This window comes from Acinetobacter sp. UBA5934 (genome assembly GCF_002430855.1).
Taxonomy (GTDB): Bacteria; Pseudomonadota; Gammaproteobacteria; order Pseudomonadales; family Moraxellaceae; genus Acinetobacter.
On the sequence record NZ_DJDC01000018.1, the window covers coordinates 1526 to 2636 of the forward strand.

1 protein-coding gene and 1 pseudogene are annotated in these 1111 nt (G+C 40.7%); both read right to left on the reverse strand.

The features are described from left to right. A partial coding sequence (locus B2Y23_RS01315) for a deoxyribodipyrimidine photo-lyase (RefSeq protein WP_291368538.1) occupies positions 1 to 564 on the reverse strand: 564 nt, incomplete at its 3' end. Positions 565 to 655: 91 nt separating this feature from the next. Beyond that, a pseudogene (locus B2Y23_RS01320) lies at positions 656 to 1111 on the reverse strand (mechanosensitive ion channel domain-containing protein); the annotation flags it as partial.

Below are 1111 nucleotides of genomic sequence, written 5' to 3' on the forward strand. Positions count from 1 at the left end.
GATGTTTGTATTTTCTAGCTCCAGGTTCAGCTCTATTTTTTTCTGCTGTGCGATTGCCGGATAGCCTTGCGGTAGGCTGATGCTGAGTAGTTCATAGCAACGCTTTTTAAAAGCACTAAACACTTGATATGGCTGATTGGATTTATTGCAGATTGAACCGACAGGAAAAATGGTCTGATCATGATAAAGCTCAAGCGAAATCTGATGCTTTGCCAGATTTTTTTTCGTTTGGGCATCTCTGTTTAATTCATTGACCCCAACTTCAATATTGGCATGTACAGCGTCAATGCCAAGTCGCAGACAAAGCTGCCGCATTTCATCGGGGACTTCCTTCCATAAAGGAATGCATTTGATCAGCAGAGGAATATTCAGTTGATTCAGCTGCGATTTGAGCGTTTCCAGTTGGCGTAAATACAATATTTGTTTGGCCGGACTGTCATGATGTCGTTGCCATTGCTCAGGTGAGAGCACCGCCAAAGCAATACAGTTTCCAGATTGAGTCGCATGCCAAAGCGCAGCATGATCGTGTATACGCAAGTCTTGACGAAACCATATCAATTGCATAGAACAAGGATGCCTTATTTTCAGTTAAATCATTAAATTATAAATAAGAAGAATAGCAATATGCTTTAAATATTGCATCAATCTCTCAGTTTTAAAGTTCAGGATTAGCGGATTCGTCTTGATCTGCCAAACGTGCCATGAATTGCCTGAAATCAGCACCGGATGGCGCTTGATAAACTCTTAAACCAAATTCCGGGACAATGGCAATCAAATGATCAAAGATATCAGACTGGATCGCTTCATAATCCTTCCATACCGTTGTATTTGCAAAAGCATAAATTTCCAGTGGTAAACCCTCACTGGTCGGTTGTAATTGTCGAATAATCAGCGATTGATTCTGCGCGATGCCGGAATGCTGTTTTAAGTAAAACTCAACATAAGCGCGGAAGGTCCCTAAATTGGTTAAACGGCGCTGATTGTATAAAGATTGGTTCGAGAGTTGCTGGTTAAAGCTTTCTAGTTCGTTATGTTTGCTATTTAAATATTGATCCAGCAATAAAAATTCTTTCAGCTTTTGCTGTTCAGCCGGGGTCATAAAATGCACACT